This is a genomic window from Roseovarius sp. BRH_c41, assembly GCF_000961715.1.
Taxonomy (GTDB): domain Bacteria; phylum Pseudomonadota; class Alphaproteobacteria; order Rhodobacterales; family Rhodobacteraceae; genus Roseovarius.
In genome coordinates, this window is record NZ_LADY01000065.1 from 50,579 (window position 1) to 74,260 (window position 23,682).

The 23,682-nt window shown below is 61.0% G+C and carries 24 protein-coding genes; 15 read left to right on the top strand and 9 right to left on the bottom strand.

Features of this window, described 5'->3' with window-relative positions; genetic code table 11:
- Positions 1-84: 84 nt before the first annotated feature.
- From cmk to rpsA, 4 genes are all read left to right on the top strand, one after another.
- Positions 85-693 carry a (d)CMP kinase gene (gene cmk / locus VR71_RS21845; protein WP_009817238.1) on the top strand — a complete coding sequence of 203 codons (609 nt, stop codon included), beginning with the start codon at positions 85-87 and terminating at the stop codon, positions 691-693.
- A 116-nt stretch (positions 694-809) separates the two neighbouring features.
- Positions 810-1,199 carry a DUF4168 domain-containing protein gene (locus VR71_RS21850; protein WP_045686484.1) on the top strand — a complete coding sequence of 130 codons (390 nt, stop codon included), beginning with the start codon at positions 810-812 and terminating at the stop codon, positions 1,197-1,199.
- A 64-nt stretch (positions 1,200-1,263) separates the two neighbouring features.
- Complete coding sequence (locus VR71_RS21855; RefSeq protein WP_045686485.1) at positions 1,264-1,692, top strand: pentapeptide repeat-containing protein; 429 nt, start codon at positions 1,264-1,266, stop codon at positions 1,690-1,692.
- Between the two features lie 240 nt (positions 1,693-1,932).
- Positions 1,933-3,612, top strand: a complete 1,680-nt coding sequence (gene rpsA / locus VR71_RS21860; RefSeq protein ID WP_083781522.1) for a 30S ribosomal protein S1 — start codon at positions 1,933-1,935, stop codon at positions 3,610-3,612.
- Between the two features lie 325 nt (positions 3,613-3,937).
- Here rpsA and glmM read toward each other — a convergent pair whose 3' ends face one another.
- Positions 3,938-5,278 (bottom strand): phosphoglucosamine mutase, encoded by a 1,341-nt coding sequence (glmM, locus tag VR71_RS21865; RefSeq protein WP_045686486.1) that lies wholly within the window; start codon positions 5,276-5,278, stop codon positions 3,938-3,940.
- 134 nt (positions 5,279-5,412) lie between these two features.
- Here glmM and VR71_RS21870 point away from each other — a divergent pair, with 134 nt between their 5' ends.
- Both VR71_RS21870 and VR71_RS21875 read left to right on the top strand, forming a co-directional pair.
- Positions 5,413-6,753, top strand: coding sequence for a UDP-glucose/GDP-mannose dehydrogenase family protein (locus tag VR71_RS21870; protein WP_045686487.1), 1,341 nt, complete (start codon positions 5,413-5,415; stop codon positions 6,751-6,753).
- A 7-nt stretch (positions 6,754-6,760) separates the two neighbouring features.
- Entirely contained in the window at positions 6,761-7,519 is a 759-nt protein-coding gene (locus VR71_RS21875; RefSeq protein ID WP_045686488.1) for an SDR family NAD(P)-dependent oxidoreductase, read from the top strand.
- 76 nt (positions 7,520-7,595) lie between these two features.
- Here VR71_RS21875 and VR71_RS21880 read toward each other — a convergent pair whose 3' ends face one another.
- From VR71_RS21880 to VR71_RS21905, 4 genes are all read right to left on the bottom strand, one after another.
- Positions 7,596-7,946 (bottom strand): RidA family protein, encoded by a 351-nt coding sequence (locus VR71_RS21880; protein ID WP_045686489.1) that lies wholly within the window; start codon positions 7,944-7,946, stop codon positions 7,596-7,598.
- Positions 7,947-8,014: 68 nt separating this feature from the next.
- Complete coding sequence (locus VR71_RS21885; protein WP_045686490.1) at positions 8,015-8,494, bottom strand: hypothetical protein; 480 nt, start codon at positions 8,492-8,494, stop codon at positions 8,015-8,017.
- Positions 8,495-8,774: 280 nt separating this feature from the next.
- Positions 8,775-9,122, bottom strand: a complete 348-nt coding sequence (locus tag VR71_RS21895; RefSeq protein ID WP_009817229.1) for an antibiotic biosynthesis monooxygenase — start codon at positions 9,120-9,122, stop codon at positions 8,775-8,777.
- 184 nt (positions 9,123-9,306) lie between these two features.
- A complete protein-coding gene (locus VR71_RS21905) occupies positions 9,307-9,618 on the bottom strand; it encodes an NIPSNAP family protein (RefSeq protein WP_009817227.1) in 312 nt (103 codons plus the stop codon).
- An 80-nt stretch (positions 9,619-9,698) separates the two neighbouring features.
- Here VR71_RS21905 and VR71_RS21910 point away from each other — a divergent pair, with 80 nt between their 5' ends.
- The 8 genes from VR71_RS21910 to VR71_RS21940 all read left to right on the top strand — a co-directional run bounded on the left by VR71_RS21910 (position 9,699) and on the right by VR71_RS21940 (position 19,917).
- Positions 9,699-10,382, top strand: coding sequence for a winged helix-turn-helix domain-containing protein (locus tag VR71_RS21910; RefSeq protein ID WP_009817226.1), 684 nt, complete (start codon positions 9,699-9,701; stop codon positions 10,380-10,382).
- A 106-nt stretch (positions 10,383-10,488) separates the two neighbouring features.
- On the top strand, positions 10,489-11,970 hold the full coding sequence (locus VR71_RS21915; protein WP_045686493.1) for a PLP-dependent aminotransferase family protein: 1,482 nt from the start codon (positions 10,489-10,491) through the stop codon (positions 11,968-11,970).
- Between the two features lie 232 nt (positions 11,971-12,202).
- On the top strand, positions 12,203-13,978 hold the full coding sequence (xsc, locus tag VR71_RS21920; RefSeq protein WP_045686494.1) for a sulfoacetaldehyde acetyltransferase: 1,776 nt from the start codon (positions 12,203-12,205) through the stop codon (positions 13,976-13,978).
- A gap of 3 nt (positions 13,979-13,981) precedes the next feature.
- The gene (locus VR71_RS21925; RefSeq protein WP_045686495.1) at positions 13,982-15,139 is read left to right on the top strand and encodes an acetate/propionate family kinase; all 1,158 of its coding nucleotides are present in this window, start codon (positions 13,982-13,984) and stop codon (positions 15,137-15,139) included.
- 140 nt (positions 15,140-15,279) lie between these two features.
- Entirely contained in the window at positions 15,280-18,114 is a 2,835-nt protein-coding gene (locus VR71_RS21930) for a molybdopterin oxidoreductase family protein (protein WP_045686496.1), read from the top strand.
- Positions 18,111-18,266, top strand: a complete 156-nt coding sequence (locus VR71_RS25385; RefSeq protein ID WP_296430749.1) for a hypothetical protein — start codon at positions 18,111-18,113, stop codon at positions 18,264-18,266. Before VR71_RS21930 ends, VR71_RS25385 begins: the two co-directional genes overlap by 4 nt.
- Positions 18,263-19,045 (top strand): 4Fe-4S dicluster domain-containing protein, encoded by a 783-nt coding sequence (locus tag VR71_RS21935; RefSeq protein ID WP_045686497.1) that lies wholly within the window; start codon positions 18,263-18,265, stop codon positions 19,043-19,045. The genes VR71_RS25385 and VR71_RS21935 overlap by 4 nt, the downstream gene beginning before the upstream one ends.
- Entirely contained in the window at positions 19,045-19,917 is an 873-nt protein-coding gene (locus VR71_RS21940) for a DmsC/YnfH family molybdoenzyme membrane anchor subunit (protein ID WP_045686498.1), read from the top strand. The genes VR71_RS21935 and VR71_RS21940 overlap by 1 nt, the downstream gene beginning before the upstream one ends.
- Positions 19,918-19,929: 12 nt before the next feature.
- Here VR71_RS21940 and VR71_RS21945 read toward each other — a convergent pair whose 3' ends face one another.
- Positions 19,930-20,508: a DUF1523 family protein gene (locus tag VR71_RS21945; protein ID WP_009817218.1), complete on the bottom strand. Its 579-nt coding sequence runs from the start codon at positions 20,506-20,508 to the stop codon at positions 19,930-19,932.
- Positions 20,509-20,518: 10 nt separating this feature from the next.
- On the bottom strand, positions 20,519-20,785 hold the full coding sequence (locus VR71_RS21950) for a hypothetical protein (protein ID WP_009817217.1): 267 nt from the start codon (positions 20,783-20,785) through the stop codon (positions 20,519-20,521).
- A gap of 104 nt (positions 20,786-20,889) precedes the next feature.
- Here VR71_RS21950 and VR71_RS21955 point away from each other — a divergent pair, with 104 nt between their 5' ends.
- Positions 20,890-21,705, top strand: coding sequence for a cyclase family protein (locus VR71_RS21955; RefSeq protein ID WP_045686499.1), 816 nt, complete (start codon positions 20,890-20,892; stop codon positions 21,703-21,705).
- A 665-nt stretch (positions 21,706-22,370) separates the two neighbouring features.
- On the opposite strand, the gene VR71_RS21965 is transcribed toward VR71_RS21955, so the two are convergent.
- The gene (locus VR71_RS21965; RefSeq protein WP_045686501.1) at positions 22,371-22,613 is read right to left on the bottom strand and encodes a hypothetical protein; all 243 of its coding nucleotides are present in this window, start codon (positions 22,611-22,613) and stop codon (positions 22,371-22,373) included.
- 156 nt (positions 22,614-22,769) lie between these two features.
- On the bottom strand, positions 22,770-23,648 hold the full coding sequence (locus tag VR71_RS21970) for a phosphotransferase (RefSeq protein WP_296430751.1): 879 nt from the start codon (positions 23,646-23,648) through the stop codon (positions 22,770-22,772).
- Positions 23,649-23,682: the final 34 nt, after the last annotated feature.

A 23,682-nucleotide genomic window follows, 5' to 3' on the forward strand; every position in this document is an offset into this window, starting at 1 on the left:
TTGACCCCGACCTCCAGTCAAGCGGCGCTTGAGACCGCCGCCCCAATCGGCTAGTCAGAGGGTCCGATCACGAAAGGGCAGCCCATGGCGTTCACCATCGCAATTGACGGACCCGCAGCGGCGGGCAAGGGCACCATTGGACGCGCACTCAGCGGCCATTTCGGCTTTGCCCATCTCGACACCGGCCTGCTCTACCGCGCCACCGGACGGCGCATGCTCTCCGGGCTGGACCCGGTCGAGGCAGCGCGATCCCTGCGCGCCGAGGATCTCGACGCCGATGATCTGCGCACCCCCGACGTCAGTCAGGCCGCCAGCCGGGTGGCCGCCATCCCCGAAGTGCGCCAGGCACTCCTCGACTTTCAGCGCGCCTTTGCCCGGCGCGCGGGCGGGGCCGTGCTCGACGGGCGCGACATCGGCACCGTCATCTGCCCCGACGCCGAGGTCAAACTCTACGTCACCGCCTCCGACACGGAGCGCGCCCGCCGCCGACATCTCGAACTGACGCAAAAGGGCCACAACGTCACGCTGGATGAGGTCGCCCAAGACCTGCAACAACGCGACGCCCGCGACAGCGCCCGCGCCACCGCCCCCCTCAAACCCGCAGACGATGCGGTGCTGCTCGACACCTCCGAGATGAGCATCGAAGAGGCCACCAAACGCGCCATCGCGATCGTCGTCGCCGCACTGCGCTGACCCTCGCAACTGGCAGGATGCCGCCCATCCGGTTGCATGCCCCGGCATGGCTCTTACGTTTGTTGGCAACAGGCCCGCCTGTTGCCAACCGCAAACCAGAGCCGAAAGGAGGCACCATGTCCTTCCGCAAGACACTGACCGCATCCACCACCGCCATCGCCTTGGCGCTCGCAGCGGCCCCCATGGCCGCCTTCACCGCCCAGAGCGCTGCGGCGCAAGAGGCCGGGGACTATTCCGACCAAGAGCTTGACGCCTTCACCAGCGCCCTGATCGAAGTGGCAAGCGTGCGCGAGAAATACACACCTCTCGTGCAAAGCGCGGAGACCGAGGATCAAAAGGCCTCCATCGTCGAAGAGGCCAACACCGAGATCACCGAAGTGATCGAGGGCACCGAAGGGCTGACAATGGACAGCTATCTCGAGATTGCACAGGCCGCGAGCACGGATCAGGCCCTCAACAAACGGATCGTCGAGCGCGTTCAGGCGCAGGACACGGCCGTTCAATAAACTGCGACAACCGGGGGCAACCCTGCCCCCGGACCGCTTGCCGCAAGCTGCAAAGGACTTCGCCATGACCCGCCCCCTTGCCCTCGCCGCCTGCCTCATGGCGCTCGCCAGCCCCGCTCTCAGCGACTCAACTGAACTCAGCGAGACCGGCTCCTGCCCGGGGTGCGATCTGTCAAAGGCGGGGTTTGCGGATCAGGCCTTGGTCGGTGCCAACCTCACCGGAGCGACACTGGAGGACGGAGACTTTTCCACCAGCAACCTCTTTTTGGCCCAGTTGGACGACGCCCGCGCCGACCGCGTCAATTTCCGCAACGCCTCGCTCAAGGCGACCACCTTTGTCGGGGCGTCCCTGCGCGGGGCCGATTTCCGCGGCGCAGATCTTTCGGGGGCGCGGCTCAAGGATGCCGACATCACCGATGCCCGCTTTGACGGGGCGATTCTCTGCAATACCGTGATGCCCGACGGTGAACTGTCGCGCGACTCCTGCCAATAGGCCCGCTCCAGAGGCTGGATCACGCCAAATTCCATCCTCACAGGCTTGATTATCCCACCAAGCCGCTGTATACGCGCGCCTGTCACCAAAGGCGAATAAGGCCACAGGACACAAGAGATCGAGCAGGGTCGGGACCACCGGCCCTCTTTGTTTTGTGACCCGCCCGACCAATGAAACCCGCAAAGACCGGCGGAGACAACCGCGCGGCCAGAAAACCGTTAAAAGGAAACCAGAGACCACATGGCTCAACATACATCTATGGAGGAATTCGAAGCCCTCCTGAACGAAAGCTTCGAAATGGACACACCCGAGGAAGGGTCTGTTGTCAAAGGCCGCGTCATCGCAATCGAAGCGGGACAGGCCATCATCGACGTCGGCTACAAAATGGAAGGCCGCGTTGATCTGAAAGAATTCGCAAATCCCGGCGAGACCCCCGACATTTCCGTCGGCGACGAAGTCGAAGTTTTCCTGCGTTCGGCAGAGAATTCCCGTGGCGAAGCCGTGATCAGCCGCGAGATGGCCCGCCGCGAAGAGGCATGGGACCGTCTTGAAAAGGCATATGCCGACGAAGAGCGTGTCGATGGCGCGATCTTTGGCCGCGTCAAAGGTGGCTTTACCGTCGATCTCGGCGGTGCCGTGGCCTTCCTGCCCGGCTCTCAGGTCGATGTCCGCCCCGTGCGTGACGCTGGCCCGCTGATGGGTCTCAAACAGCCGTTCCAGATCCTCAAGATGGACCGTCGTCGGGGCAATATCGTCGTGTCGCGCCGCGCCATCCTCGAAGAATCGCGCGCCGAACAGCGCGCCGAGGTGATCGGCAACCTGACCGAAGGCCAGACCGTTGACGGTGTGGTCAAGAACATCACCGAATACGGTGCCTTCGTTGATCTGGGCGGTGTGGACGGCCTCTTGCATGTCACCGACATGGCATGGCGTCGCGTCAACCACCCCTCCGAGATCCTGACAATCGGCGAAACCGTCAAGGTGCAGGTCATCAAGATCAACAAAGACACCCACCGCATTTCGCTGGGCATGAAGCAGCTGCAAGAAGATCCGTGGGATCTGGTTGCCGCCAAATACCCGCTGGAATCGACCCACACGGGCCGCGTGACCAACATCACCGATTACGGCGCATTTGTAGAGCTGGAGCCGGGCGTCGAAGGCCTTGTTCACGTCTCGGAAATGTCCTGGACCAAGAAGAACGTCCACCCCGGCAAGATCGTCTCGACCTCTCAGGAAGTCGAAGTCATGGTGCTGGAAATCGACGGTGCCAAGCGTCGCGTGTCGCTCGGTCTCAAGCAGACCATGCGCAACCCGTGGGAAGTGTTTGCAGAAACACACCCCGAGGGCACCGAGGTCGAGGGCGAAGTCAAGAACATCACCGAATTCGGTCTCTTCATCGGTCTCGAAGGCGAGATCGACGGCATGGTTCACCTCTCGGACCTCAGCTGGGACGAGCGCGGCGAAGATGCCATCCAGAGCTACAAAAAGGGTGACATGGTTCACGCCGTCGTGTCCGAAGTCGACATCGAGAAAGAGCGTATCTCGCTCTCGATCAAGGCTCTGGGCGGCGACAAGTTCTCCGAGGCCGTCGGTGGCGTCAAGCGTGGCTCGGTGATCACCGTGGCCGTGACCGCAATCGAGGATGGTGGCATCGAAGTGGAATACGAGGGCATGAAGTCCTTTATCCGCCGCTCCGACCTCAGCCGCGACCGCGCCGATCAGCGCCCCGAGCGTTTCTCGGTCGGTGACAAGCTCGACGTGCGCGTGACCAATGTCGACGCCAAGACCCGCCGTCTTGGCCTCTCGATCAAGGCCCGCGAAATCGCCGAAGAGAAAGAAGCCGTCGAACAGTATGGCTCCTCCGACTCGGGTGCCTCGCTCGGCGACATCCTCGGCGCAGCCCTCAAGGGCGACCGCTAAACAGACCGCAACCGGCATCACGCCGGTTGCAGGTTCGCAAATACGAAGCGGCCCCACCGATCCGGCGGGGCCGTTTTGCGTTTGGGGGGGGATATCAATGACCGGACATCTATCGACCACCGATGAGCCGCGCGGTGCCCGTCCGCCGGGTGGGCGCTGCTACGCTATCGGCTGGCATTTTATATCCGCAAAATACTTCCGCGTTATCAAGAGACTACGACGTTGCAAAAGCACCCGCCCGAGGGGGCGGACGGGCACTGCGCGGCGGCGCTACGCGCCTTGATTCCGCGCGGGGGTGCATGCGGCCTAGGCCAGCATTCCCCCCTCAACTTTCCTGCCGCACAGCCCCCACCACCGCATCCATCACCTGATCCAGAACCGCCGGATTGAGCGCCTCCGCCATCACCCGGATCAACGGCTCCGTGCCCGAGGGCCGCACCAACAGCCGCCCATCGCCGCCCAACAGCTTTTCCGCCGCCGCCATGGCGCTCTGCACCGCATCGGACGCCATCGGGTCTTTGCCCTTGGCAAAGCGCACATTGATCAACTTCTGCGGCACCGGCTCGAAGACCTGCGCCAGACCACTGGCCTTTTCACCCGTCTCGACCATCGCCGCCAGAAACTGCAACGCCCCGATCAACCCATCGCCGGTGGTGGCATAATCGGTCATCACGATATGGCCCGACTGCTCTCCGCCCAGATTGTGCCCGCCGGCGCGCATCGCCTCGACCACATAGCGATCCCCTACCGCCGTGCGCCTGAGGTTAATCCCCTGCGCCTCCAGATGCCGCTCCAGCCCCAGATTGGACATCACCGTCGCCACCAGCGTATTGCCCGCCAGCCGACCCTCACGTGCCCAGCGCATCGCAATCAACGCCATGAACTGATCGCCATCCGCAATCTTGCCCTCCTCGTCGATCAACACGACCCGGTCGGCATCGCCATCCAGACAAATTCCCAGATCGGCCCGCGTCTCCAGCACCTTGCGGGCGGCGGCCTGAGGCTTCGTCGATCCGCAATCGAGGTTGATGTTGAACCCGTCCGGCTCCACCCCCATGGTGATCACCTCAGCGCCCAACTCCCACAACACTTCCGGCGCGGTGCGATAGGCCGCGCCATTGGCGCAATCGAGCACAATCCTCAGCCCCTCCAACCGCCGCCGATGCGGAAAGGTGGTCTTGGCATATTCCACATAGCGCCCGCGCGCATCATCGATCCGCTTGGCCCGACCGATGTTCTCCGGCGACGCGAGGCGCGCGCCCTCATCCAGCAACTGCGCGATTCCCGCCTCCACCTCATCACTCAGCTTGTAGCCATCCGGCCCAAATAGCTTGATCCCGTTGTCAGAGGCCGGATTATGGCTGGCCGAGATCATCACCCCCACATCGGCCCGCAAAGAGTGGGTCAGATAGCCAATCGCGGGCGTCGGCACCGGCCCCAGCAGAAACACGTTCATCCCCGTCGAGGTGAATCCGGCTGTCAGCGCATATTCGATCATATAGCCCGACCGGCGCGTGTCCTTGCCGATCACCACGCGATGCTCCTGCTTGTCGCGACGGAAATACCGCCCCGCCGCCGCCCCCAATTGCAGCGCCACATCCGCCGTCATCGGCCAGCTATTCGCCTGCCCCCGGACCCCATCGGTCCCAAACAGCTTTGCCCCCATCGTGTCTCTCCTTATCCACTCAACGCCACAGGCTTGACCTGTTTTCCCCTACAGGACCCTGCAACGCGTTGACACACCCGATTCGACCCCCAATACAGTCAAACGCAGAGGTCTTGCGTCAAAGGGAATGTAACATGAAAATTGCGATGATCGGAACGGGCTACGTTGGCCTTGTCTCGGGGGTCTGTTTTTCCGATTTCGGCCATGACGTGACCTGCGTCGACAAGAACCCTGACAAGATCGCGATGCTCCTGCGCGGCGAGGTGCCAATCTTCGAGCCGGGTCTGGATGCCCTGATGGCCAAGAATGTCGAGGCCGGTCGCCTCCGCTTCACCACGGATCTGGCCGAGGCCATCGACGGGGCCGAGGCCGTCTTCATCGCCGTGGGCACCCCCACCCGGCGCGGCGACGGGCACGCCGACCTCAGCTTTGTCATGGCCGCAGCCGAGGAAATCGCCCACGCCGCATCGGATTACGTGGTCATCGTCACCAAATCCACTGTCCCCGTCGGCACCAACCGCGCCGTCAAGAAGGTGGTCAACAAGACCAACCCGGCCCTCGACTTCGATGTCGCCTCCAACCCCGAATTCCTCCGCGAAGGGGCCGCCCTCGACGATTTCATGAAACCCGACCGCGTGGTCGTGGGCGTCCAGACCGAACGCGCCGCTGATGTCATGGCCGAGATTTACCGCCCCCTCTACCTGCGCGACTTTCCCATCGTCACCACCGATCTCGAATCCGCCGAGATGATCAAATACGCCGCCAACGCCTTTCTCGCGACCAAGATCACCTTCATCAACGAAATCGCGGCGCTCTGCGAACGCACCGGCGCGGATGTGAAACAGGTCAGCCACGGCATCGGCCTCGATGGCCGCATCGGCAACAAATTCCTGCACGCCGGCCCCGGCTATGGCGGCTCCTGCTTTCCCAAGGACACGCGGGCGCTTGCCCGCATCGGTCAGGATCACGGCCTGCCGATGCAGATCACCGAAAAGGTCATCACCGTGAACGAGGAAATGAAGCGCCGCATGATCGACAAGCTGCTTGATCTCTGCGACGGCTCCTTCAACGGCAAGACCATCGCGGTTCTCGGCGTCACCTTCAAACCCAATACCGACGACATGCGCGATGCCCCCGCCCTCACCATCATTCCCGCCCTTGTCGGCGGCGGCGCACGCGTCCGCGTTACCGACCCCCAGGGCAAGCGCGAAGGCGAGGCGCTCTTGCCCGGCGTTGTCTGGCAGGACGACCCCTACAAATGCGCCAACAAGGCGGATCTTCTGGTCATCCTCACCGAATGGAACGAATTCCGCGCCCTCGATCTCAAACGTCTGGCCCGCAAGATGACCAGCCCCCGCATGGCTGACCTGCGCAACATCTATTCGGTCAAGGATGTCAAACGCGCGGGCTTCATCGCCTATGACAGCGTTGGGCGGACCCCCTACCGCCACGACACGATCCCCCAGCAGGACTGAACATCCCATGAGCGATACCCCAAAAACCGCCGTTGTCACCGGCGCCGCGCGCGGCATCGGCCTGGCCACCACCCGGCAATTTCTGGCCATGGGCTGGCGCGTGGTGATGATCGACCGCGACGCGCCAGCCCTGCAAGAGGCCGCAGGCGCGCTCACCGGCGTTGACCCGGTGCTCTGCGATGTCTCGCAGCCGGATCAGGTGGACCGCATGGCCACCCATGTGACCGCCACCGCCCCCAGCATCGACGCGCTTGTCAACAATGCCGGCGTGGCCGATTTCGGCCCCTTGGCAGAAACCGATTTCACCCGCTGGCGCCGCGTGATGGACACCAATCTCGACGGCGTGTTTCTCATGTCGCAGGCGCTGCGCCCGGCGCTCTGTGCCGCACGCGGGGCCATCGTCAACATCGCGTCGATCTCGGGCCTGCGCGCCTCGACCCTGCGCGTGGCCTACGGCACCTCCAAGGCCGCCGTCAAACACCTGACCCTGCAACAGGCGGCGGAATTGGGCGAATTCGGCGTGCGCGCCAATTGCGTCTGCCCCGGCCCGGTGGCGACCAAGCTTGCCATGGCCGTGCATACCCCCGACATCGTCGCGGCCTACCATGACGCGATCCCCCTCAACCGCTATGGCAGCGAGGATGAAATCGCATCGGTCATCACCTTCCTCTGCTCTCCGGCCTCCAGCTATGTCACCGGCCAGATCATCGCCGTCGATGGCGGGTTCGAGGCCACGGGCATCGGCCTGCCCGCCCTGCGCGGCTGAGTCACCACAGGACGCAATGAAAAACCGCCCCGGATCGCTCCGGGGCGGCCTCACATGCGAGCATCAAAGCTTGGCTTTACTTTTGCGCCGCTGTCACGATGAACTCGACCAGATAATCCGGCGTCGCCAGCTTGGCTTCCCCCGCCGCGCGCGCAGGCGTGTGCCCCTGCGGCACCCAGGCATCCCAAACCGCGTTCATCTCGGCAAAATCCGTCATATCCGCCAACCAGACGATGGTTTGCAGAATGCGCGTCTTGTCGCTTCCGGTCTCGGCCAACAGCGCATCGACCTGCGCCAGACAGCTTTTGGTCTGCTCGGTCACGGTGTCACCGGGCTTGCCAACCTGCCCCGCCAGATAGACGATGCCGTTATGCACAACCGCTTGGCTCATGCGGGGGCCGGTATGAAGACGGGTAATCTCACTCATGGGATGTCCTTTCAGATGTGGTCCTGCCCCTTTTAGGCAGCCCGCCCAGCCCGCGCCAGTGCCAATCGCTACATCCACCACCGCGCCCGGTCGTGCCGCGCCAGCCAGCCACCGACGCTGAAATGATCCCGCCGAATGAGCAGCACAAGGGCGATGAACGCCGCCAGAACCGCCAGATCAATCACCTGATTGCGATGGATCGGAAACCCTTGGGCATTGACCGCGAAAGGGTCAAAGAACCCCTCCCAGCGCCGCGTCACGGTAAAGAAATGCATAATCAGCAGGCCGCCATAGGAAAAATACCGCAAGACCCCAAGCGCCACCAGACCGCAGAGCGCAATCTGCGCGCCCCCCGCGAGATAGACTTGGGTCAGGCTCACCTCGATCCCATCGAAATTGCGCGCAAGGCTCTGATATTGCCCCGGCGTGATGATCTTATGCGCCGCCCACAGGAAGATGAACCATGCCAACCCCATCCGCAACACCAAGACCGCCAGCGCATCCAGCTTGTCCTGCGGCGACAGATTGATTTTCTCGTGCAATGCCATCTGAACCTATCCCCGTTCCAAACAGCTTCTGGCTAACGGCATAAATTCCCACATTCAAATCACAGCTTGGCGAAGATTGTGTCAGCTGCGCTCAGCCCTGCCACCGTCGCCCATGCGTCTTCCCTATCCGCCGCCCGCCGCCTATGCGCCTTCTCTATCCGCCGCCCGCTGCCGCCGTGGTCCTCGTGTCCTTCATCCTCTGCCGCCGTGGTCCTCCTCTGGCCGTAACCCTTAGCCCTTTGCCATCTGCCGCCCCTTATCCTCCGCTGCGGCAACGGCCTCAGCCCCCATGTGCCGCGCGGCTGTCCTCGGGCGCCTCGTCCCGCTCATGCATGCCGTAATCCCGGATCACGCTGACCACGCGCAGCCGGTAGTCGTCAAACATCACCTCGCGCCCCGCCTTCTGCGCCCCGCGATGCGCCGCCAACTGCCGCCACCGGATCACCGCCGCCTCATCCTCCCAGAACGACAGAGACAAGAGCTTGCCGGGTTGGGTCAAACTCTCAAACCGCTCGACGCTGATAAAGCCGGGGATCGCCTCGGCCAGCGGTCGCATCTTGGCCGCCATCTCCAAATACGGCTCCTTCTGTCCCTCACCGGGGATCACCTCGAATATTACCGCGATCATGTCACGCCCTCCCACTTGGCTGCGCCGTTTCCCTTGGCTGCCAGCCTTAGCCTATTCCCTCGGCTCTCCGCCACGGCTTCCACAGCATCTTGCCCCGGCAATCCGCTTGGGCAGTAAGTCTCAGCCTCCGCGTCTTGCCCCGGCCCGCCGCTTGGATCCCACCGCTCCGCCTCGGCACGTCCCATCATCCCCCTCCGCTCACGAGCTTCAGGAAAACGCGGTCCTCGCGCAACAAAAACCGCTCGCGCTGCGCAAAGGCATAATTCTCGCGCCCCAGCGGATCATCGGCCAGCCGCGCGCGATAGCTCTCATACGCCGCCAGAGAGGGGATGTTATAAATGCCATAGGCCAGCGTGCTGCTGCCTTCATGCGGGGCGTAATAGCCGATCAGATCCGCCCCACAGCGCGGGATCGCCTCACCCCAATTGCGGGCATATTGTGCAAACTCCTCCCTCTTGGTTGGGTCGATATGATAGCGAATCACACAAGTCAGCATGGCACGGAACTCCTTTCCAAATGGTTGCAGCCCGAATCTACCCGATTGCGCGGCGTTAATGCTTCGGCTATCATCGAACTATGAAAACCGGTCCCGACATCGCCCGCATCGCCGCCCTCATCGGCGACCCGGCCCGCGCCAACATCCTCACCGCCTTGATGAGCGGCAAGGCCCTGACCGCCACCGAACTGGCGGCCGAGGCGGGCGTGACCCCACAAACCGCCTCCGCGCATCTGGCGCGCCTTGAAACCGGCGGTCTCGTCATCCAGCGGCGGCAGGGGCGGCACAAATACACCCGCCTCGCCTCGGATGACGTGGCGCATCTGCTTGAAACCCTGATGGGCATTGCCGCCGGTGCTGGCCACCTGCGCACCCGCCCCGGTCCCCGCGACCCGGAATTGCGCCGCGCCCGCGTCTGCTACAACCACCTTGCCGGCGACATGGGCACCCGGATGTATGACAGCCTGCTCGCACGCGGATTTCTCCATCGCGATCACGCGGCCCTCACGCTCACCGACAGCGGCCACCGCTTTATCACGGCGCTCGGGCTCGACCTTGCCACGCTTCCGTCGCCGCGCACGCCCCTGTGCCGCGACTGTCTCGATTGGTCCGAACGCCGCGCCCATCTCGCCGGGCGTCTCGGGCGCGGCCTGCTCTCACATATCGAGCGGGTGGGCTGGGCCCGCCGCATTCCGGACACCCGGATCATCCGCTTCACTCCGGCGGGCGTGTCCGCCTTTGACAGCGCCTTTCCGCAGATTTGAGCTTGTGTACAAAAGCCGTGTACATAATGAACATCCGGTACACAGCGCCCTCGACGCATCACCAGACCAGATTGCACAGCACATAAGTCCAGTCTAATCTCGCGACATGGCGATTCCAGTCGAAACCTTCTTTCTTGCCCCCGAGGCCGAAGGCACGCTTCAGGCGCAGATCCAGCAGATGATCGCGCAGGGCATCCTGTCGGGCCGTTTTCGCAAGGGCGAGAAACTCCCCTCCTCCCGCAAACTCGCCGCGCATTTGGGTGTGAGCCGCATCACCGTGACCCTCGCGCTGACCGAATTACAGGCCAATGACTACCTCGCCTCGCGCGACCGCTCTGGCTACTATGTCTCTGAAAACGCACCAGAACCCCCGGCATTCACGGCCCCCGCGCCGCGCGGCGACACGATTGACTGGTCCCGCGCGCTTGGCCGCCGCTTCACTGGCGGCGACACGCCCGAGAAACCGCAGGATTGGGCGCGCTACCCCTATCCCTTCATCTACGGCCAGACAGACCCGGCGCTCTTTGACCATGCCAACTGGCGCCATTGCGCGCTACAGGCGCTCGGCGCCAAGGATTTTCAGGCCCTGACCGCCGATTACTACGATCAGGACGATCCCAAGCTCATAGAGTTCATCGCCCGCCACACCCTGCCCCGCCGCGGCATCATCGCGCAACCCGATGAAATCCTTGTCACAATGGGCGCCCAGAACGCTTTGTGGCTCACCGCGCAGGTGCTCCTGACCCAACGCCGCACCGCAGCAATCGAGAACCCCTGCTACCACGCCCTTCGCGACATTCTCATGCAATCCCGCTGTCATCTGATGCCGGTGGACGTCGACCGCGATGGCCTGCCGCCCGAAAACCTGCCCGATGAGGCCGACGTGATCTTTACGACGCCCAGCCATCAGGCGCCCACCAATGCCACCATGCCCCTCGCCCGGCGCAAGGCGCTGCTCTCCCGCGCCGCCGAGATGGAGGCGCTGATCGTCGAGGATGATTACGAGTTCGAGGTCTCCTTCCTCCGCGCGCCCCTGCCCGCCCTGAAATCCCTCGATACCGAAGGGCGGGTGATCTATGTCGGCTCCTTCTCCAAGTCGATCTTTCCCGGTCTGCGCCTTGGCTATCTCGTTGGTTCCAAATCATTTATCCGCGAGTGTCGGGCGCTGCGCGCCTCAGTTCTGCGCCATCCGCCGGGCCATATCCAACGCACTGCCGCTTATTTCCTCTCGCTCGGGCATTACGACAGCCTCGTGCGCCGGATGGGTCAAGTCTTTGCCCGCCGCCGCAGCGTGATGGAGAGCGCACTGACCGAACACGGCCTCGACGTCGCCGGGCGCGGCGTCTTTGGCGGATCTTCCATCTGGATGCAGGCCCCCGATCACATCGACATGGGCCTGATTGACAACGCCCTCCGTCAAGCGGGCGTGTTGATTGAGCCGGGTCACCCGTTCTTCCACGGTGCCGACCGGCCCCGCAATTTCTACCGCCTCGCCTATTCTTCGATCCCCTCAGAACGCATCCCGCAAGGAATAGCCCATATCGCTCACGAATTGGCCTTGGCTTCAGAACATAGCTCTTTAGGCTAAACGTATAACATTTATCAATAAAAACAAATATATAGACTAATTTCTTTGTGACACAATCAAGAGCGCCTCTTCTACGAAAATTCATTTTTGATACCATCATTCTCATTTTTAATATATTCTGGTATTATCCTCCACAACCGTCTGGCCCTAGAAGTAAGCCCCTCAGAAGGCTAGTTTCGCCTCAGACACCCATTCAACCGCCACTGTGCGCCCGATCCAGAGGACCCAGCCGATGAAGATGACCACCGAAGAGGCCTTTGTCAAAACCCTGCAACTGCATGGAATCCAACACGCTTTTGGGATCATCGGCTCTGCCATGATGCCGATCTCGGATATTTTCCCCAAGGCCGGAATCACCTTTTGGGACTGCGCACATGAGGGCTCTGCCGGCATGATGGCCGATGGCTACACCCGCGCCACCGGTAAGATGTCGATGATGATCGCCCAGAACGGCCCCGGCATCACAAATTTCGTGACCGCCGTCAAAACCGCCTACTGGAACCATACCCCCCTCCTGCTCGTCACCCCACAGGCGGCCAACAAGACCATCGGTCAGGGTGGCTTCCAAGAGGTCGAACAGATGAAACTGTTCGAAGATATGGTCGCCTATCAGGAAGAGGTGCGCGATCCCACACGCATCGCTGAAACCCTCAACCGTGTGATTCTAAAGGCAAAACGTGCCTCAGCACCGGCCCAGATCAACATCCCCCGCGATTTCTGGACCCAGGTCATCGACATCGAATTGCCCGCCATCGTCGAGTTCGAGCGCCCCTCGGGCGGCGAGACCGCGATTGCCGAGGCGGCCAAACTGCTGACCGAGGCAAAGTTTCCCGTCATCCTCAACGGCGCGGGCGTCGTTTTGGCCGATGGTATCGACGCCTCGCGGCAACTGGCCGAACGGCTCGATGCGCCGGTCTGCGTGGGCTATCAGCACAATGACGCTTTCCCCGGCTCGCACCCGCTTTTCGCCGGTCCCTTGGGCTATAACGGCTCCAAGGCCGGGATGGAGCTGATTTCCCGCGCCGATGTCGTGCTCTGCCTCGGCACTCGCCTCAACCCGTTCTCGACCCTACCGGGCTATGGCATCGACTACTGGCCCAAAGAGGCCAAGATCATTCAGGTCGATATCAACCCCGACCGCATCGGCCTGACCAAGAAAGTGACCGTTGGCATCGTCGGCGACGCCAAAAAGGTCGCGATCTCGATCCTCGCCCACTTGAGCGAGAGTGCAGGCGATACCGACCGCGCAGATCGCAAGGCTTTGATCGCACAGACAAAATCGACATGGGCGCAACAGCTCAGCTCGATGGATCACGAGGATGACGATCCCGGCACAAGCTGGAACGAGCGCGCCCGCGCCGACAAACCCGACTGGATGAGCCCCCGCATGGCCTGGCGCGCGATCCAATCCGCCCTGCCGCGCGAGGCGATCATTTCCTCGGATATCGGCAACAACTGCGCCATCGGCAACGCCTACCCGTCCTTTGAAGAGGGCCGCAAATACCTCGCCCCCGGCCTCTTTGGCCCCTGCGGCTATGGCCTGCCCTCCATCGTTGGCGCGAAAATCGGCCAACCTGACGTGCCGGTCGTGGGATTTGCGGGCGACGGTGCCTTTGGCATCGCGGTCAATGAATTGACCGCAATCGGGCGCGGCGAATGGCCCGCTGTGACGCAGATCGTATTCCGCAATTACCAGTGGGGCGCCGAAAAGCGTAACTCAACCCTTTGGTTTGACGACAATTTCGTCGGAACAGAGTTGGATCAACAGGTCAGCTATGCCGGCATCGCGCAGGCCTGTGGCCTAAAGGGCGTGATTGCCCGCACGATGGAGGAACTGACAGACGCGCTCAACACCGCGATCAAGGACCAGATGGAGCATGGCAAGACCACGCTCATCGAGGCCATGATCAATCAGGAACTGGGCGAGCCCTTCCGCCGTGACGCGATGAAGAAACCCGTGGCCGTCGCGGGGATCGACCCCGCCGACATGCGCGAGCAGCAGGTCTGATCCATGTCGGGACCCGGCGACAGCGATCTTGTTCTGGTCCTGAATGCCGGGTCGTCCTCGATCAAGCTGGCCGTTTTTGACGGCGCACTGACCCAGATCCTGACCGGGATCGCCGATGGTATCGGCGGCCCCGGCACGCTCAAACTGGGCCATGTGAAAACGACCCAAGCCTTCCCCGACCACGCAACAGCCCTGCACGTCATCCTGCAAGTGCTTGAAAATCAAGGATTTCCAATCAGCCGCTTTGCTGCCGCCGCGCATCGTGTGGTGCATGGCGGCACTGCGCTGACCCAACCCACGCGCATCACGCCTGAGGTGCTCAGCGCGATCAAAGCCTGCACGCCGCTCGCCCCCCTCCACAACCCGCACAACATCGCCGCGATCGAGACATTGGCCGCCCTCGCCCCTGATCTACCGCAGGTGGCCTGCTTCGACACCGCCTTTCACGCGAGCAACCCCGAGGTCGCCACCCGCTACGCCCTGCCACCAAGAATCGAGGCGCGCGGCATCCGGCGCTATGGCTTTCACGGCATCTCCTATGCCTCTCTCATCGACAGCCTGCCCGCCCTGACCGGCACGCCGCTGCCCGCACGGCTCTTGGCCTTTCACCTTGGCAACGGCGCGTCGATCTGCGCCATTCGCGACGGAAAATCCATATCGACATCAATGGGATACTCGCCACTTGAGGGGCTGACCATGGGCACCCGCACCGGCATGATCGACGGCAACGCGGTGCTGCGATTGGCCGAGGAGGACGGTATCGCCGCCACCCACCACCTCTTGAACAAGGAAAGCGGGCTGCGCGGCCTCTCGGGCGGCCTCTCGGACATGCGCGCTCTGCTCGCTGATCCATCCCAGGCAAGCGCCTTCGCCGTCGAACATTTCTGTTACTGGGCCATCCGCCACGCCGGATCGCTCATCGCCGCGATGCAGGGGCTGGATGCCGTGGCCTTTACCGGCGGCATCGGCGAAAACGCCGCCCCCGTGCGCGCCCGGATCATGGACGGACTGGCATGGCTCGGGGCACAGATCGACGCCCGCGCCAATGCTACGGGCGAAACCCGCTTGCACGCCCCCAGCTCTGGCATCGCCTGCTGGATCATCCCGGCCCAAGAAGAACGCATGATCGCAGGCGGCGCACAGCGTCTTTTGTCTCGCTAATGAGGTTTCATATCGGGAAAACAGACCTGTAAATTCGGAAATTCCGAGACATGTTTTCAGGAAATGAAAAGAAACGAGAAGATGGTCGCGAATTGGGTTCTCCTGCCATAACGTGACGCCGACGGAGGAAAAGGCCAGCCATGACACATCAGCCCCGCATCGACACCTCGCCGCATGTCTCGGATGAGGTCCGCAAAACCACCTGCTACATGTGCGCCTGTCGCTGTGGGATCAATGTGCATATGAAGGCCGGCCCCGACGGCAAAAAACATGTCGCCTACATCGAAGGCAACCGCGACCACCCGGTGAACAAGGGCGTGCTCTGTGCCAAGGGCTCGGCAGGTATCATGCAGGTCAACGCCCCCTCACGCCTGCGCGCTCCACTCAAGCGGGTCGGCCCGCGCGGCTCCGGCGAATTCGTGGAAATATCCTGGGATGAGGCGCTGCAAATCGCCTGCGACTGGCTCGAACCGATCCGCCATGAGGACCCATCAAAGCTGGCCTTCTTCACTGGCCGCGACCAATCGCAGTCTTTCACAAGCTTCTGGGCGCAGAATTTCGGCACCCCCAACTATGCAGCACACGGCGGCTTTTGCTCGGTCAATATGGCTGCGGCGGGCATCTACACCATGGGCGGCGCCTTCTGGGAATTCGGCCAGCCGGATTGGGACCATACCAAGCTATTCATGCTCTTCGGCGTGGCAGAGGATCACGATTCAAACCCGATCAAGATGGGCATTGGCCGGATCAAGGCGCGTGGCGCGCGCGTCATTGGCGTGAACCCGATCCGCTCGGGCTATAATGCCGTGGCCGATGATTGGGTGGGCATAACCCCCGGAACCGATGGGCTTTTCATCCTGTCACTCATTCACGAACTCATGCGCGCAGGCAAGATCGACCTCGATTATCTCGCCCGCTACACCAATGCGCCGGTCCTGGTGAATGCCGATTCCGCCTCGCCCGATCATGGCCTCTTCCTGCGCGACACCGATGGCAAACCTCTGGTGATCGACCGCGAGACGGGCCAGCTCACGGCCTTCGACAAACCCGGTGTGCGCCCCGATCTCAGCGCCACATACGATTCCGATGGCATCACGCATCGCCCGGTGATGCACCTCATGGCCGAGCGCTATCTCGATCCGCAATACGCGCCCGAAGCGGTGGCCGAGCGTTGCGGCATCACCCCCGACAAAATCCGCCGCATCGCCGCCGAAATCGCGCGTGTGGCTTTCGAGGAGGAGATCGCCCTAGATCACGAATGGACCGATTTCCGCGGCGAAACCCATAAGACAATGATTGGGCGGCCCGTCAGCTTTCACGCCATGCGCGGGATTTCGGCCCATTCCAACGGTTTCCAGACCTGCCGCGCCTTGCACGTACTGCAAATCCTGCTCGGCACGATCGAGGTGCCCGGTGGTTTCCGCTTCAAACCGCCCTATCCGAAACCCGTCAGCGCACATCCCAAACCGCATTGCGGCGTGCAGCCTGATTGCCCGCTCGACGGACCGCATCTGGGCTTCGTGCGCGGTCCCGAAGATCTGGCGCTCAAGCCAGACGGCACGCCGGCCCGCATAGACAAGGCGTTCACATGGGAAAACCCGATGTCCAGCCACGGGCTGATGCATATGGTGATTTCCAACGCCCACGCGGGGGATCCCTACAAAATCGACACGCTCTTCATGTATATGGCCAACATGTCCTGGAACTCATCCATGAACACGAGCGGTGTGATGGACATGCTGACGGACACCGACGAAACGGGTGAATACGTCATTCCCCGCATCATCTATTCGGATGCCTATAGCTCGGAAATGGTTGCCTATGCCGATCTGATCCTGCCTGATACGACCTATCTGGAGCGGCATGACTGCATTTCGCTGCTTGATCGCCCCATATGCGAAGCGGATGCAGCCGCCGATGCGATACGCTGGCCTGTGATCGCCCCTGACCGTGATGTGCGCGGCTTTCAGACCGTCCTTGTGCAACTGGCCAATAAGCTGAAGCTGCCCGGCTTCACCACTGAGGATGGCTCGGCGAAATACGCCGATTACGCCGATTACATTGTCAACCACGAGCGAAAACCGGGAATTGGCCCACTCGCAGGCTTTCGCGGCGATGGAACCGAGACCGGGCGCGGCGCACCCAATCCCGCGCAGCTTGACCGCTATATCGAGAACGGGGGTTTCTATGTCAGCCATATTCCTGAGGGGGCGAATTACTACAAACCGTGGAATATGGCCTATCAGGATTGGGCAGTCGGCATGGGACTCTTTGACACGCCGCAGCCCTATGTCTTTGATATTTATGTTGAAACGCTGCGCAGATTCCAGCTTGCCGCTGAGGGTCATGGCGACCGTCAACCGCCCGACCACCTGCGCGAACGGATCAAGTCCACGCTCGATCCCCTGCCAATCTGGTATCCGCCGTTTGAAGACGACAGCGTCAGTACGGATGAATTCCCGGTCCATGCTCTGACCCAACGCCCGATGGCGATGTATCACTCATGGGGCACGCAGAACGCATGGCTGCGCCAGATCCACGGGCATAACCCACTCTATTTACCCACGAAAATCTGGCAACAGCACGGTTTCACCGACGGCGATTGGGCACGCGTCACGTCTGCTCATGGCGAAATCACTGTGCCGGTCGCCCACATGGCCGCGCTCAATGAGAATACCGTCTGGACATGGAACGCCATCGGCAAACGAAAAGGCGCTTGGGCTCTAAGTGAGGATGCCCCAGAGGCCACCCGTGGCTTTCTACTCAACCACCTCATCCATGAGCTTTTGCCACCCAAGGGCGACGGGTTGCGCTGGTCGAATTCTGACCCGATCACCGGACAGGCCGCATGGTTTGACCTGCGGGTCAAGATCACCAGGACCGACACCCCATCAGAGGCGAAGCCCATCTTCGCCCCACTCAAATCCCCCGTTCCCCAAGGGCCCTCACATCTTGAATGGAAGGTTGGCAAATGAGCGGAAAAACCCTGACATTGCTCGCAATTCTGACTTTTGTCGCGGTGACGGTCGGATCATTCGTCTGGTTCATTGTCACATGGGATAAGGCCAAGGAAGAACCGGTCACTCTGATTGCACCGGCATATACCATTGAGGAGCGCATCACATGACCTCGCTTCCAAAATCGACACAGCGCAAGATGGGCCTCGTGATCGACCTCGACACCTGCGTAGGTTGTCATGCCTGTGTCGTGTCCTGCAAGGGCTGGAATACCGAAAACTACGGTGCTCCGCTGAGCGATCAGCAGCCCTACGGAGCTGACCCCTCGGGCACCTTCCTCAACCGCGTGCACAGCTACGAGGTGCAGCCGTTGGCAACCTCGACGATGCCGCACCCTGCCGCACAATTGATCCACTTCCCCAAGTCTTGCCTGCATTGCGAGGACGCGCCCTGCGTCACGGTTTGCCCGACAGGGGCCAGCTATAAGCGGGTGGAGGATGGGATCGTTCTGGTCAACGAAACCGATTGCATCGGTTGTGGCCTATGTGCCTGGGCCTGCCCCTACGGCGCGCGCGAAATGGACGCGGCCGAAGGGGTAATGAAGAAATGCACCCTTTGCGTCGACCGCATCTATAACGAAAACCTCCCCGAGGTGGACCGCGTGCCCGCCTGCGTGCGCACCTGCCCTGCGGGTGCCCGGCATTTCGGCGATTTCGCGGATCCTGAGAGCAATGTGTCGAAATTAACCGCAGAGCGCGGTGGGATCGATCTCATGCCCGAGCAGGCCACCAAACCGGTCAACAAATACTTACCGCCGCGCCTCAAGGATCAGCTCGATCAGCCTAAACCAGTCGGCGAAATCGACGTTCTCGCCCCCTTTCTCGCCCCTGTAATCCAAGAACCCAAGGGCTTTCTTGGATGGCTCGACAAGACCTTGGAGAAGCTCTGATGCACCCCGCACCATCCGTCATCGTCTTCACCACGCTCTCTGGGTTGGGTTTTGGCCTACTTGTCTGGCTTGGTTTAGGCCTGCCTGCCGTTTCAGGCTGGGTGGCCTTTGTTTTCTTCGTCATTGCCTATGCTCTTGCCGTTGGCGGCCTGATGGCCTCGACATTTCACCTCGGCCACCCTGAACGAGCCTGGAAGGCCTTTAGCCAATGGCGTTCCAGCTGGCTCAGCCGAGAAGGCGTCTGTGCGGTTGCCGCTCTCTTGGTCATGGGGGTCTATGCGGCGGGATTGGTGTTTTTTGACATCCGGCTTGCGGTGGTGGGCTTGATCGGGGCGCTCCTTTCGGTGGCGACTGTTTTCACGACCTCGATGATCTACGCGCAACTCACGACCGTTCCGCGCTGGAAAACCCCCCTGACGCCCGCGTTGTTGATTGCGATTTCTTTGGCAGGCGGTGCGCTCTTGGCAGGTCAAGTCAGCGCCGCCTTGGTTCTCATCCCCGTTGCCGGTGTGCTGCAAATTCTATGGTGGGTTCGTGGCGACGGGGCCTTTGGGCAAAGTGGTACGACCATGGCTACAGCCACTGGCTTAGGTCAAATCGGCCAAGTCCGCGCGTTTGAGGCGCCGCACACCGGACCCAATTACCTATTGCGCGAACTTGTGTTTCAGGTGGGGCGCAAACATTCGCTAAAGCTACGCGGTATCGCCTTCGGCCTTGGCTACGCACTGCCCGTGCTGCTGTTGCTCGCGCCTTTCACTCATATATTAGCCCTCATCGCAGTGATCGCCCACGTCGCTGGTATCGCCGCGTCGCGTTGGCTGTTCTTCGCCGAGGCAGAGCATGTCGTGGGCCTCTATTACGGGAAACGCTAGGGCGCGGGCGCGTTAGCGCCCGGTGCTCCATTCTTCGTCGACAGACTCTCCTCGCCCATGCCAGAACCGTTTCCACCGCGCGCGGATGGCCCAAAATAGTGCGGCCAAAAGGATCAAGATCACAATCTTGACCCAAGGAATGATCTGCACGTCCGGGCCCTCAACGGCCCAGATCGTGACGGCGTTGGGATAGATCGAAAAGAATTCGTTACGCCATCCATAATGGCGCACCACGACCCATTGCGCATTCTCGGCGTTCTTCTTTGACATCATGTCTGACGCCTGCGCCTGCAAGTTCGATGTATCGAACTTGAAATAGGGTGGCCAGCCCCAGCCAGTATCCTCATTGCGATAGATCATGGGCTTGTCATTGGCGCGAAAGGTCTGGATGAAAAACACATCCCGCTCCGCAACATCCGTGCGCTCACCAGTATCGGCATTGGACCAAAAGAGCGAGTTATCGCCCGGATTGACCCGCTTTTCATAGGTGTCTGTGATCCGCACCACGTCATGCTGTGGCAACGTATAATGCAGAAACGCAATCAACACGGTCCAGAACAGACCCCAGAACACCCATTTGACATAGACCATATCCGGCTCCTTACCTGAAATTCGTCATATAGATGACGACAGCCACCGTCGTCACCGGAACGATATAGACCAGCAATATCAGACGCCGCCGCAGGGAGTGCTGATATTGGATCATTCCTGCCTCTATATAGGCCTCACGATCACCCGGACGACCGGCCTCTTCCCAATCATGCTCCATTTTCTGGCGGCGCTGCGATCGCGAGTACCACGATATCCCCAGATAGAGCAGCGTCAGCACGATCAGCCCAAAAATCAGCAATCGCATCAACGCCAGCATAACAGTCTTCCCTTTTGGTTTCCGCAGATCAAGCCACGCTCTGCATAACTCAGAATCATGCTAGGCTGCACCCCGTATCCCTCAAATAATGAAAGGACTACCCCATGTGTGACGCCTGTATCATCAACGCAGTCAAAGACCGGATGCTGTCTCGCCGCGCTTTCTTTAGCACGGCCGCGGCATCCGGTGCGGCTGCGGCCCTCACAACCGGGGGCACAACTCGTGCGATGGCCTCAGGTCATTCCTCGGTCGAGGATCTGACCCATGCCTATGACGCCAGTTTCCCGACCTATTTCGGCGCGCCCGGCATCTCAACCGAGCAGACTTTCAACTTCGCCGAACATGGCTTCAATCTTATGACGTTGACGATCAACGAACATACCGGCACCCATGTGGATGCGCCGCTGCATTTCTCTGCGGACGGCGCCTCGGTCGATGAAATCCCGGTGGGAGATCTGGTGGCCCCGCTCTGTGTCGTGGATATCGCGGCGCGCGCGGCTAACGACGCCGACACGCTGCTGACACCTGACGATCTCAAAGCCTGGATTGCAACGCATGGGCCGATCCCGGATGGGGCCTGTGTGGCGCTCCATTCTGGCTGGGGATCCAAGACCGGAACCGAGGCCTTCCGCGGCTTTGACGGCGAAAAGCAACATTACCCCGGCTTTCATATCGAGTCGGCGCAGATGCTGATTGAGGAGACCGGCGCACGTTCGATTGCCAGCGATACGCTCTCGCTCGACCATGGGCCCTCGGCAGATTTTGCCACCCATTATGCTTGGCTCCCCACCGGCCGGTTTGGCATCGAATGTCTGGCCAACCTGGATAAGGTACCCGCGGCCGGGGCGACGATTGTGATCGGAGCGCCCAAACATCGCGGTGGTTCGGGCGGACCGGCACGAATTTTCGCCCTGATATAAAGTCTGGCGGCCCCGGCAAGCTTTCTCCGGGGCCAAAGTCTTGACGACCGTAGGACATGACGGTTCAAAACGGTTTCATTGACAACGATGTAGGTCGTCATAGGATTGATGCGCGGCGTGTTGGTTCCTAGACGCAGGTCTGGCTCGGCGTGGCCCCGCCCGCCATCAAAAAAGTTTACGGGATACACCCCTACTCCAATGCCCGGTGGAAAAGAGAACCATTTCGCTCTTTCCCAAATCCGAAAGAGACGCACCACTTTTGTGGCCGAAGATCAAGACACCGACATTAAGAAGTCTATCAGGACAAACGCCTCTATCCCTTTGCTGGACGTGTCGATCAGAACGCCTGTCCAAGCAACGCAGACCACAAAGGTGGTACGCAACGGATTGATTTAGGGCGGTGCCTCATCATCGAACCCTATCAGCAGCCGTACAAACTTAAATCCGAACTCATCTGCTTGTTGACTGCAAGCAATCTACTTGAACATCGGCATCAATGCGGCTGGCTTGCGTGAGTCAAGTGCGAGACCGCGCTCTCACTCAATCGAGAGAAATTGCGGCAGACAGACGTGTCGCTCGATCTGTATCGCCGATACAAAAAACGGGCCCTAAGGCCCGTTCTTATTCTGTGCATCTCACGTGCCTCTTGGCAGCGCAGAGATGTATTAGTTGGTGGTTGTGGTCGTGCTGGAGCTATCGTCCGAGCCCCCAGCTACAGCCCCAATAATGATCGCGCCAACAACGATAGCTGTAGCCGTTGCCGCAGTCACACCAAGACCCGGAGTCGTCGACTCGCTTTGGGTCGACACAAAGGGGTCAGCATTCACTTTTGCGTCGTCAGCGAACACAGGGGCAGCCGCAGAGCATGCAATTGCAGCCGCAGCAACAAACATCGAAATCTTGTTCATACCATTCTCCTATCCATAATGGACCATAACGCCCTACAAGGACTTGGTCCGGTTATGCCATACCTCATGGTTCAATGGAACCAATAATTGCAGCCACAACGCAATCTCGCTGGATCGGCGCAAACTTGCCACGTTTTGGATGATTTTTAGGCAGTTTCAACTCACTACCATCGCCATTGCAGCGATTTCCGCCGCTCCGGCACTGCTGGCGGAGCAGTCACCCCGCGATTCGAGCCAAAGACAATAGGCCGCCATGCGCCAGTGATACCAGGGCGCAAGGGACAGGTAGCGAGGGACCAGATCCTGATCAGGATAGCTCAAGAGGAATGTCTCTCGTTCGGTTTCTGTAAGAGGCTGTTGGCGATACGCCAGTTGCATCGCGGGTGACAAAAAGAGCGCGAGGTCTTCACAGGGATCGCCCAATGCCGGACATTGCCAGTCGATCAGCCGCCATGCGCCTTGCATGCCAACAATATTCCCCGGAACCGGGTCACCATGCAGAAAAGAGAGCCTTCCGGATGGTTGAACGGCACCTTTTGGCCTGAGACCCAAGAGACTCTGCGCACGGAATTGAGGGCAAAGAGCGAGGATACTCTTGGTCTGATGTTCAATTTCGCCACTTCCATCAGGTGTGATGCGGAGATGAGGGGGGCCGGTCACGCAATGAACACGGTACAAGAGTTCCGCAATTTGTAACGGCCCGTCCTGCCATGTCCGGCCGGGCACATGCTCATAGATCAGGCAATGCCCATGGTCGGTCGGAAAATCATCGACATAAGCTGGAGCAAGGTCTCGGCCAGCGAGATGCCGCAAGGCCGCCACCTCTCCATCCGGATCATTCGGAAACAAGGGGTTGTGTCCACCGGGGCTAAACAGTTTGACGACAATGCATTGGTCGTGGGATTCCACTTTCCAACTCCTGTTCGTTCGCCCACCGACCAATTGGGTCCAAGCCGCGGCTGCGACATCAAAGCCCCGGCCTTTCAGCGCCCGCAACAAGTCTGTCTGTGTCTCGATTGCCGAACCGAACGGCATGGTGTGTCACCTGTTGCAGGGAAATGGGTCGAGT

Bases quoted from the DNA above. Each gene is read 5' to 3' on its own strand.
- VR71_RS21915 (WP_045686493.1), top strand. From the start codon at position 10,489: ATGGCGATTCCAGTCGAAACCTTCTTTCTTGCCCCCGAGGCCGAAGGC.
- VR71_RS21875 (WP_045686488.1), top strand. From the start codon at position 6,761: ATGAGCGATACCCCAAAAACCGCCGTTGTCACCGGCGCCGCGCGCGGC.
- VR71_RS21870 (WP_045686487.1), top strand. From the start codon at position 5,413: ATGAAAATTGCGATGATCGGAACGGGCTACGTTGGCCTTGTCTCGGGG.
- VR71_RS21925 (WP_045686495.1), top strand. From the start codon at position 13,982: ATGTCGGGACCCGGCGACAGCGATCTTGTTCTGGTCCTGAATGCCGGG.
- VR71_RS21970 (WP_296430751.1), bottom strand. From the start codon at position 23,648: ATGCCGTTCGGTTCGGCAATCGAGACACAGACAGACTTGTTGCGGGCG.
- VR71_RS21935 (WP_045686497.1), top strand. From the start codon at position 18,263: ATGACCTCGCTTCCAAAATCGACACAGCGCAAGATGGGCCTCGTGATC.
- glmM (WP_045686486.1), bottom strand. From the start codon at position 5,278: ATGGGGGCAAAGCTGTTTGGGACCGATGGGGTCCGGGGGCAGGCGAAT.
- VR71_RS21950 (WP_009817217.1), bottom strand. From the start codon at position 20,785: ATGCTGGCGTTGATGCGATTGCTGATTTTTGGGCTGATCGTGCTGACG.
- VR71_RS21910 (WP_009817226.1), top strand. From the start codon at position 9,699: ATGAAAACCGGTCCCGACATCGCCCGCATCGCCGCCCTCATCGGCGAC.
- VR71_RS25385 (WP_296430749.1), top strand. From the start codon at position 18,111: ATGAGCGGAAAAACCCTGACATTGCTCGCAATTCTGACTTTTGTCGCG.
- VR71_RS21905 (WP_009817227.1), bottom strand. From the start codon at position 9,618: ATGCTGACTTGTGTGATTCGCTATCATATCGACCCAACCAAGAGGGAG.
- VR71_RS21855 (WP_045686485.1), top strand. From the start codon at position 1,264: ATGACCCGCCCCCTTGCCCTCGCCGCCTGCCTCATGGCGCTCGCCAGC.
- VR71_RS21895 (WP_009817229.1), bottom strand. From the start codon at position 9,122: ATGATCGCGGTAATATTCGAGGTGATCCCCGGTGAGGGACAGAAGGAG.
- VR71_RS21930 (WP_045686496.1), top strand. From the start codon at position 15,280: ATGACACATCAGCCCCGCATCGACACCTCGCCGCATGTCTCGGATGAG.
- VR71_RS21880 (WP_045686489.1), bottom strand. From the start codon at position 7,946: ATGAGTGAGATTACCCGTCTTCATACCGGCCCCCGCATGAGCCAAGCG.
- rpsA (WP_083781522.1), top strand. From the start codon at position 1,933: ATGGCTCAACATACATCTATGGAGGAATTCGAAGCCCTCCTGAACGAA.
- VR71_RS21955 (WP_045686499.1), top strand. From the start codon at position 20,890: ATGTGTGACGCCTGTATCATCAACGCAGTCAAAGACCGGATGCTGTCT.
- VR71_RS21940 (WP_045686498.1), top strand. From the start codon at position 19,045: ATGCACCCCGCACCATCCGTCATCGTCTTCACCACGCTCTCTGGGTTG.
- VR71_RS21945 (WP_009817218.1), bottom strand. From the start codon at position 20,508: ATGGTCTATGTCAAATGGGTGTTCTGGGGTCTGTTCTGGACCGTGTTG.
- VR71_RS21850 (WP_045686484.1), top strand. From the start codon at position 810: ATGTCCTTCCGCAAGACACTGACCGCATCCACCACCGCCATCGCCTTG.
- VR71_RS21965 (WP_045686501.1), bottom strand. From the start codon at position 22,613: ATGAACAAGATTTCGATGTTTGTTGCTGCGGCTGCAATTGCATGCTCT.
- xsc (WP_045686494.1), top strand. From the start codon at position 12,203: ATGAAGATGACCACCGAAGAGGCCTTTGTCAAAACCCTGCAACTGCAT.
- VR71_RS21885 (WP_045686490.1), bottom strand. From the start codon at position 8,494: ATGGCATTGCACGAGAAAATCAATCTGTCGCCGCAGGACAAGCTGGAT.
- cmk (WP_009817238.1), top strand. From the start codon at position 85: ATGGCGTTCACCATCGCAATTGACGGACCCGCAGCGGCGGGCAAGGGC.